Annotated in this window: 8 protein-coding genes; all 8 read left to right on the top strand. The window is 74.2% G+C overall.

Annotated features, from left to right (window positions below; genetic code table 11):
• Nucleotides 1–223: 223 nt before the first annotated feature.
• Complete coding sequence (locus PGN05_RS24000) at nt 224–448, top strand: hypothetical protein (protein ID WP_419755097.1); 225 nt, start codon at nt 224–226, stop codon at nt 446–448.
• A 61-nt stretch (nt 449–509) separates the two neighbouring features.
• On the top strand, nt 510–1,295 hold the full coding sequence (locus PGN05_RS24005) for an esterase/lipase family protein (RefSeq protein ID WP_419755098.1): 786 nt from the start codon (nt 510–512) through the stop codon (nt 1,293–1,295).
• Between the two features lie 130 nt (nt 1,296–1,425).
• Nucleotides 1,426–1,818 (top strand): hypothetical protein, encoded by a 393-nt coding sequence (locus PGN05_RS24010; RefSeq protein ID WP_419755099.1) that lies wholly within the window; start codon nt 1,426–1,428, stop codon nt 1,816–1,818.
• An 80-nt stretch (nt 1,819–1,898) separates the two neighbouring features.
• Entirely contained in the window at nt 1,899–3,119 is a 1,221-nt protein-coding gene (locus PGN05_RS24015) for an acyl-CoA dehydrogenase family protein (protein ID WP_419755100.1), read from the top strand.
• Nucleotides 3,120–3,152: 33 nt separating this feature from the next.
• On the top strand, nt 3,153–4,064 hold the full coding sequence (locus PGN05_RS24020; protein WP_419755101.1) for a hypothetical protein: 912 nt from the start codon (nt 3,153–3,155) through the stop codon (nt 4,062–4,064).
• Nucleotides 4,065–4,127: 63 nt separating this feature from the next.
• Nucleotides 4,128–4,787, top strand: a complete 660-nt coding sequence (locus PGN05_RS24025; protein ID WP_419755102.1) for a DivIVA domain-containing protein — start codon at nt 4,128–4,130, stop codon at nt 4,785–4,787.
• Between the two features lie 32 nt (nt 4,788–4,819).
• On the top strand, nt 4,820–5,710 hold the full coding sequence (locus tag PGN05_RS24030; protein ID WP_419755103.1) for a HesA/MoeB/ThiF family protein: 891 nt from the start codon (nt 4,820–4,822) through the stop codon (nt 5,708–5,710).
• On the top strand, nt 5,707–8,031 hold a 2,325-nt coding region (locus PGN05_RS24035), incomplete at its 3' end, for an MMPL family transporter (RefSeq protein WP_419755104.1). The genes PGN05_RS24030 and PGN05_RS24035, both read left to right, overlap by 4 nt.

Consider the following 8,031-nt stretch of genomic DNA (forward strand, 5'->3'; position numbering starts at 1 on the left):
CGTCGGACGACCGCGTCCGACGGGCCGGGCGGCTGCCGTCGGCAGGTGGCGACGGGGGCGCTCCCGGCGTCGGCGGGGGTGGAGACCCCACCCCGGAAACGGGGGCTCCGGACGGCGTTCTGGGGGGTCCGCTCGATGTTCCGGCGGCCGCGCGGACGCCATTCTTTCCTCACCAAGAAAACACGGGAATCCATTCCCGAACCTCTCGAAGAGGAGAGAGAAAATGTCCGCTCCCATTCCGTGCCTGCGTCACACCGAGCGCAAGTGGCTGGCCTACTGCGACGACTGCACCGCGTGGCACCTCGCCCGCCAGATCGCCGCCCGCGACGCCGCCGCCCGCACCACCACCGCCGTCGACATCACCGCCCGCGTGTCCGCCACCCCGCGCCTGACCGTCGTCCCGGCCGCCGCCCGCAGCGCCGTCCCCGCCCTGACCGCCGCCGCCTGACCGGCACCGGCCCCACCCCGACCACCGTCCCCAGCAGCCCGACGCAGACGAGGAGGACCCCGTGCGCATCGTTCTCCCGCTGACGTCGCGAGCCCTGGACGTCGCACAGTCGGTCCACGAGACCGCGGTCACCGGCGTGCTGCACCTGGTCGACCTCCACTCCGCCCGGAGCGGCCCCGCCCTCCGCGAGCTGCCCGCCCCGCACGCTCCCGCCGCCGGTTCCCGGACCCCCGTCGTGCTCGTGCACGGCTTCGGCGGCAACGCCTCGACGTGGTCCCTCCTCGAGCACTGGTTGAGCGCCGCCGGCTTCGCTCCCTCGCACGCCACGACCTACAGCCCCTTCGCCCGGTGCGTGACCGACGTCGCGCGGGCGCTCGTCTCGGACTGCCACGACGCCATGGAGCGCGCGGGCGCCGACTCGGTGCACCTCATCGGGTACAGCCTGGGCGGGGTCGTCGTCCGCTACGCCGTCCAGGAACTGGGGCTGGAGCCGCACGTCCGGACCGCCGTCACCGTCGCCGCGCCGCACCGCGGCACGCTCGCCGCCCGGCTCGGCCGAGGCACCGTCGCCGCCGCGCTGACCCCCGGGTCCGGGATCCTCGAGGACCTGCGCCGGGGAGCCCGGGCCAGCAGCGTCCGCTGGGTCTCCTACTACTCCGACCGCGACCTGGTCGTCCGGCCGCGCTCCTCGCGGCTCGAGGAGCGCGCCCTGCGCGCGACCAACGTCCTGGTCCCGGGCGTCGGGCACCTCGGGATCATCCGGTCGCCGCTGTTCCTCACCTCGGTCGTCTCCCAGCTGCGGTCCGACGACTCCTCCGAGCGGATGCGTCCCGAGGTCGCCGCGTGAGGCCGGCAGCACCCGGCCGCGCCCCGGTCCGCGGTCCGCCCGCGCCCGCCGCCCGTGCCCCCGACCACCCCTCCCGAACGCCGGGCGCCTCCGCCCGGACCCCCCCATCCCCGGAACCCGAGGTCCCGCCATGCCCGTGTACACGTCCCAGGCCCAGGCCGTCGCCGTCTTCTCGCAGCTGTTCGAGATCATGCTGGAGGACGACGACTTCGCCCGGCTGGTCCGCGACCAGTCCCTGTCGGTGCGGTTCGTCCACACCAAGCCCGAGTTCGAGCTGCTCGTCGACGCCGACGGGGTGCGGGTCGACGCGCCGCCCGCGCCGACGACGTTGCTGATCAAGATGTCCTGCGACACCGCCGACGCGCTCTGGGCCGGCCGGCTGCTCATGCCCATCGCGGTGGCCACCGGGAAGATCCGGATCAAGGGCAGCGTGGCCAAGGTCATCGAGTTCGTGCCGCTGCTGCGCCCGGCGTTCGACCGCTATCCGGCCCTGGCCGCGGCCGCCGGCGTCTCCGCCACCTGAGCGGCCCCCCGGACCGGCGCCCCGCGCGCGCCGCCCGACGACTCCTCCCCGTTCGCCCTGCCAGAAGGAGCACCCCAGCCATGCTCGACACCTCCCTCCCCGAGACCACCGGCCCGACCTTCACCTCCCTGCCCCCCGCCGTGGAGGCGTTGCGGGACCGCGTCCGGGAGTTCGCCCAGGAGCGGCTCCGCCCCGAGGTGCGGCGCCTCGACCAGTCCGACGCCGCGGACTTCGACTGGCAGCTGGTGACCGAGGGACACCAGCTCGGTCTCACCCGCCTGGTCATCTCCCGGCAGCACGGCGGTCTCGGCTACGGGGAGCTCGGCGTCGCGGTCGCCCTCGAGGAGCTGGCCGCCGTCGACGCCGGGTTCGCCCTGATCTTCGGCGCGACGATGCTCGGGCAGGCACCGCTGCTGCTGTCGGGCGACCCGGCGCTGCAGGCCCGGTTCCTGCCGCTGTTCTCCGGGGACGAGCCGGTCCTCGCCTGCAACGCGATCACCGAGGAGCTGGCCGGCTGCGACCTGCTCATCCCCGAGAACGCCCAGTTCGCCATCGACGTCATGCAGGCCCGCCGCGACGGCGACCACTACGTCCTCAACGGCGCCAAGAAGTTCATCACCAACGGCAAGGTCGCCACCTACGCCACGGTCTTCGCCAACATCGAGGGCGCTCCGGGCGCCAGCGCCCTCACCTGCTTCGTCGTTCCGCTCGACCAGCCGGGGATCACCCTCGGGGACGTCGCGGACAAGATGGGCTACCGCGCCTGCCTGGGGACCGAGATGTCCTTCCGCGACGTCCGGGTGCCCGCCGAGAACGTGATCGGCGGGGAGGGCGGCGGCGTGTTCATCAACGTCCAGCAGATGAACATGGCCCGCGCCGCGGTGGCCGCCATCTCCACCGGCGTCGCCCGCGGGGCGCTCGACCTCGCCCGGCAGTGGTGCGGCGAGCGGATCCAGGGCGGCGTCCCCCTGCACCGCCACCAGTTCACCGCCCGCAAGCTGGCGGAGATGTCGGCGAAGGTCGACGCCGCCCGGCTGCTCTACCTGCGGGCCGCCCACCTGGCCGACACCGAGATCCCGGCTCCCACCTACGAGCCGGCCGTCGCGAAGCTGTTCGCCGACCGGATCGCCGTCGAGGTGGCCGAGGAGGCCATGTCGCTCATGGGCGCCCGCGGCTACGTCCGGGACTTCGGGATGGAGAAGTACCTCCGCGAGGCGCTCGGCGCCCGCATCTACGAGGGCACGCCGGAGGTGCTCGCCCTCGCGATCACCGAGTCCCTGTACGCCGAGGACGAGTTCTGAGCTCGGCGACCCGATCCCGGACGGAGCGATGACATGTGCACCACCCCGACCAGCGACACCACCCGCCGGTACGCCGCCGACATCGTGGCCATGCACGAGCGGATGAGCTACCGCCGGCTGCTCGAGCACCTCCCGCAGGGCGACCTCCCACACCTCGCCGTGCGCGGCGACGGCCTGGTGACCGTCGCCGCCACCACCGAGCAGCTCCCGCACCGCTACGTCCTCGGCCTGCAGGGCTTCCGGCTGGCCCAGTACCTCCAGCTCGGCTGGGCGTGCGAGGAGGCGCTGCACCGCAGTGCCGGGTTCTGCGAACCGCCGCAGTCCCTGCACCCCGACGACGTGCACGTGCTGACGCTCAGCGGCCGGACCGGACGGATCCTCGGCTACCTCAGCCTCACGACGTCCGCGGACCGCGATCCGCGGGCGCTCCTCGCGCCCGACCGGGCGCCGTTCCCGGTCGAGGAGGCGCACGGGCTCAACGTCTTCACCCGCGTCCCCGCCCCGCCGGGGGTCCGCACCGACCAGGTCCGCGAGCTGAAGCGGTTCGTGCACGCCCGGACCCTCACCGACCGCGCGCAGCGGCTGCGCGTGACGCTGGAGCTGCTGCTCGGTGCGGGGCGGACGCTGGTCGCCGTCGAGCCCGCCGTCCGGGTCCTGGTCGGGGACGTCGAGGAGGACGTCGCTCTCCGGCACCTGCTGCTGGCCGGGCTGGACGTGCAGCTGATCGAGGACACCCGGCCCTGGCTGCCGGACGGCGACCTGCTGCACCTGGCCTACACGCAGCGCGGCCAGGTCAAGCCCTTCGTCGCGAACGTCCCCGACCGCGGGGAGTTGCTGGAGCGCATCGAGCTGTTGGAGACCACGCTCGCCGCCCCGGACCTCTTCGAGGCCACCGGCGCACTCTCCGGCGCCCTGCACGGGACGACGGAGCGCGTCGTCGCCTGACCCCTGGAAGCCCGGTCCGGAACACCCGGTACCGCCCCGACCACCCCGAGAGGAGCAACCACCGTGCCGATCGACCCCGCCGACATCAGGGCCCAGGAGTTCCGGGTCACCTTCCGCGGCTACGACATCGGAGAGGTCGACGCCTTCCTCGACTGGATCGAGGAGGAACTGGGGCGGCCGGCCGGCGTCCGGGCGCCGTCGGGCGAGGCGCCGGGCGGCTCTGGGGCGGACGCCGCCGGGCCGCGTGCCGCGGCTCCCGCCGGACTGCGTGCCGCGGCTCCCGCGGAGGAGGACGGCACCCCGTCCGTGGCGCTGCGCACCCTCCTGCACGCCGAGCGGATGGCCGAGCAGGTCCTGGCCGACGCCACCGGCGATGCCGCCGAGATCGTGGCGCGGTCCCGGGCGGAGGCGGAGGCGATCCTCGCCGACGCGCGCGACGAGGCCGCGCAGATCGTCGCCGCCGCATCCCGGGCGCCCCGGGGGGCGGAGGTCGACGACCTGGTCGTCCGCGGCCGGCGGCTGCGCGCCGAGCTGGACCGCATCGACGAGTCCGAGCGCCGGTGCCGCGACGAGCTGCGGACCTGGCTCGACGAGCACGACCGGCTGCTCGACCAGCCGCCGCACCCGGGTCCGGGTGAGGCCGGCGACCGCCCGGGCCGGGCCCGCGCCGACACCACCGTCCGCCGCGTGACCACGACCCTCCCGTTCACCGCCGTCCGATGACCTCCCCACCCGCACCCGGAAGGGCACCTGCGATGACCCCGCTCCCGATCGACGTCTACGACGAGTTCACCAGCCGCAACCGGGGCTTCGTCCCCCCGGAGTCGCAGCAGCGGCTGCGGGCCGCGACGGTGCTGGTCGCCGGGTGCGGATCGACCGGCGGTGCCGTCGTCGAGCCGCTGACCCGGTTGGGCGTCGAGGACTTCGTGCTCGCCGACAACGGCAGCTACGAGCTGAACAACCTCAACCGGCAGAGCGCGGGACGCGAGGACATCGGCCGCAACAAGGCGGAGGTCTGCGCCCGCCGCGTGGCGGAGATCAACCCGCGGGCCCGCACCTGGGTCGACACCGACGGCATCCGGCCCGGCACCGTCGCGGCGATGGTGGGCTCCTGCGACCTGGTGGTCGACGGTGTCGACGTGACCGAGCCGGCCGGGTGGCGGGCCAAGTACGCGCTGCACGAGGCGGCCGCCCGCGCGCGCCGGCCGGTCATCTCCGGCTACGACATGGCCGGGACGCAGTACGTGCGCTTCTACGACTACCGGCGTCCCGGGACCGCCTTCGACGGCGCCATCACCGCCGCCCAGGTCGAGGAGGGGCGGACGTGGAGCCTCCTGCGACGGGTCGTCCCGCTGCGCGTCGTGCCGGTCGAGATGCTGGAGAGCGCCCGCCGCTCGGTGGCGACCGGTGAGGAGAGCGTCTCCCAGCTGGTCTACACCTCGATGCTGTTCGGCGCGCTCACCGCCCGGATGGTGATCGACGTGCTCGACGGCCGGCCGGTCCGCCGCCACACGGTCGTCGACGCCCACCGCGCCGTGCGGCCGCCCGTGACGCACCTGGTCACCCGGCTGCGCAAGCCGTGGGTGCTCGCCCTCGCCCTGCGGGACCTCGCGGTCCTGGAGCACGGGTCGGAGCGGAGGAGGTGATCGAGCGCTACGCCTCCGCCACCCGGCGGTGGCGCTGGCCGATCGCCGTCGTCTGGATCGTCGCCGTCGCCTGCGCGGGCGTCCTCGCCATGGGCCTCCCGGGCCGGCTGAGCGGCGGCGGGTGGGAGGTCGAGGGCTCGCAGTCCGCGGCCGTGGAGGAGGCCCTGCAGAGCGGCTTCGTCGGCCGCGCGGCGAGCACCCTGACCGTCGTCGTCCGGGACACGTCTCACACGGCGCAGGAGGAGCCGTTCGAGGGGCGGGTCCGCGAGGCGATGGCCGCGGTGGCCGCCGACGAGACGCTCGACGTCCGGAGCAGCTACGGCTGGTCGACGCTGGGGCCGGAGGCGCGCGCCCCCTTCCTCGGTGCCGACCTGCGCACCGCGGTCGACGTCGTCGGCCTCGGCATCGAGGAGGGCCGCGCCCGGCAGGAGCTGCCCGAGATCCAGTCCGACCTGCGCGAGCAGTTCGCCGACCGGGGCCTGCAGGTGTCGCTGGTCGGTGCGGCGTCCTTCTGGGGCGAGGTGAACGAGCTCAGCGAGAAGGGGCTGGCCCGGGCCGAGCTGATCACCCTGCCGCTCATCCTGCTCGTGCTGCTGGTGCTCTTCGGCGGCGTCGTCGCGGCGCTGGTCGCCCTGGTGGTGGGGGTCACCTCCATCGTGCTCACCCTGGCCGTGCTGAGCGTGCTCGCCGGCCACTACGAGCTGTCGCTGTTCGTGCAGAACACCGCGACCATGCTCGGGCTCGGGGTCGGGGTCGACTACTCGCTGTTCGTCATCGCCCGGTTCAAGGAGGAGCTCGCCTCGGGCCGGGACGTCGAGAGCGCCGTCGCCGCCACGCTGCGGACCTCCGGGGAGACCGTGCTCTTCTCCGGCGTCACCGTGATCGCGGCGATGTGCACGCTGTTCCTCGTCCCGCTCGGCGTGATCGGGTCGATCGCCCTCGGGGCGGTGGTCGTCGTCGCCTTCTCCGTGCTCACCAGCGTGGTCCTGCTCCCGGTGGTCCTGCACCTGCTGGGACGGCGCATCGAGCGGGGCGTCGTCTTCGTCCGCCAGGGGACGCACCGCCGGCCGGCCGCCGCGCGCTGGGTCGCCTTCGCCGACCGCGTCATGCGGCGCCCCGTGCTGTTCCTGGCCGTGAGCGTCGGCGGCCTGCTGCTGCTGGCGGCGCCGTCGCTGGGCCTGCAGACCTTCACCCCCGACTCGCGGATCATCCCCGCCGACGAGCCGGTGCGGGCCGGGTTCGCCGTGATGGAGGAGCAGTTCGGGCCCGGCTCCACCGCGCCGCTGCAGGTGCTGGTGAGCTCGCCCGAACCCCTGGGCTCCGACGACGGCGCCGCCGTCCTCGGGTTGCGCGACCGGCTGGCGGCCCTGCCGTCGGTGGTCCGGGTGGACTCCGCCCTGGACGCGCTGGCCGCGGTGAACGCCGCCGACCCGCTGGCCGCCGCGGCGGGGGACGCCCGGGGGGCGCTGCCCCCCGACGTCCGCCAGACGGTCGACCACCACCTCTCCGACGACGGCCGGCGGCTGTTGCTCAGCGTCGTCCCCGATGCCCCGGCGTCCGCGGACAGCACTCAGGACCTGCTGGCGGCCGTCCGGGCGCAGGCGTCGGACCTGGACGCTCCCGGTCTCTCGGTCGCCGTCGGCGGCGAGACGGCGCAGGGGGTGGACAGCAACGACGCCATCACCCGGACGATGCCGAAGGTCGTCCTGGCGATGCTCGGCATCATCTACCTGTTCCTGCTGATCAGCTTCCGGTCGGTGTTCCTGCCGCTCAAGGCGATCCTCATCAACATGCTGTCGGTGGCGGCCACCTACGGCGTGCTCGTCCTGGTCTTCCAGCACGGCTTCGGCGCCGACCTGCTCGGCTTCGAGCGCACCGGCTACATCCAGAACTTCATCCCGGTGCTGCTGCTGACCCTGCTGTTCAGCCTCAGCACCGACTACGAGGTGTTCCTCCTCAACCGGGTCCGCGAGTACCACCAGCAGACCGGGGACGACACCGGCAGCGTCGCGCGCGGGCTGGCCAACACCGCACCCCTCATCTCCGGGGCGGCCCTGCTGATGATCGTGGTCTTCGGGGCCTTCTCCTTCGCGGGGATCCTGCCCATGAAGCAGCTCGGGTTCGGCATGGCGGTCGCCATCGCCCTGGACGCCACGGTCATCCGGCTCGTGGTCGTGCCCGCCTCGATGCGGCTCATGGGCGCCTGGAACTGGTGGATGCCGGGCCGCCGCCGGGTCCCCGCCCGCCGGGCCGCCGCGCGGGGCCGGCCGCCGCAGCGTCGGCCGGGCAGCGCGCCCGCCGGGGTGCCGGACAGCCGGCAC

It is taken from the genome of Geodermatophilus sp. CPCC 206100 (genome assembly GCF_048569675.1).
Lineage (GTDB): Bacteria > Actinomycetota > Actinomycetes > Mycobacteriales > Geodermatophilaceae > Geodermatophilus.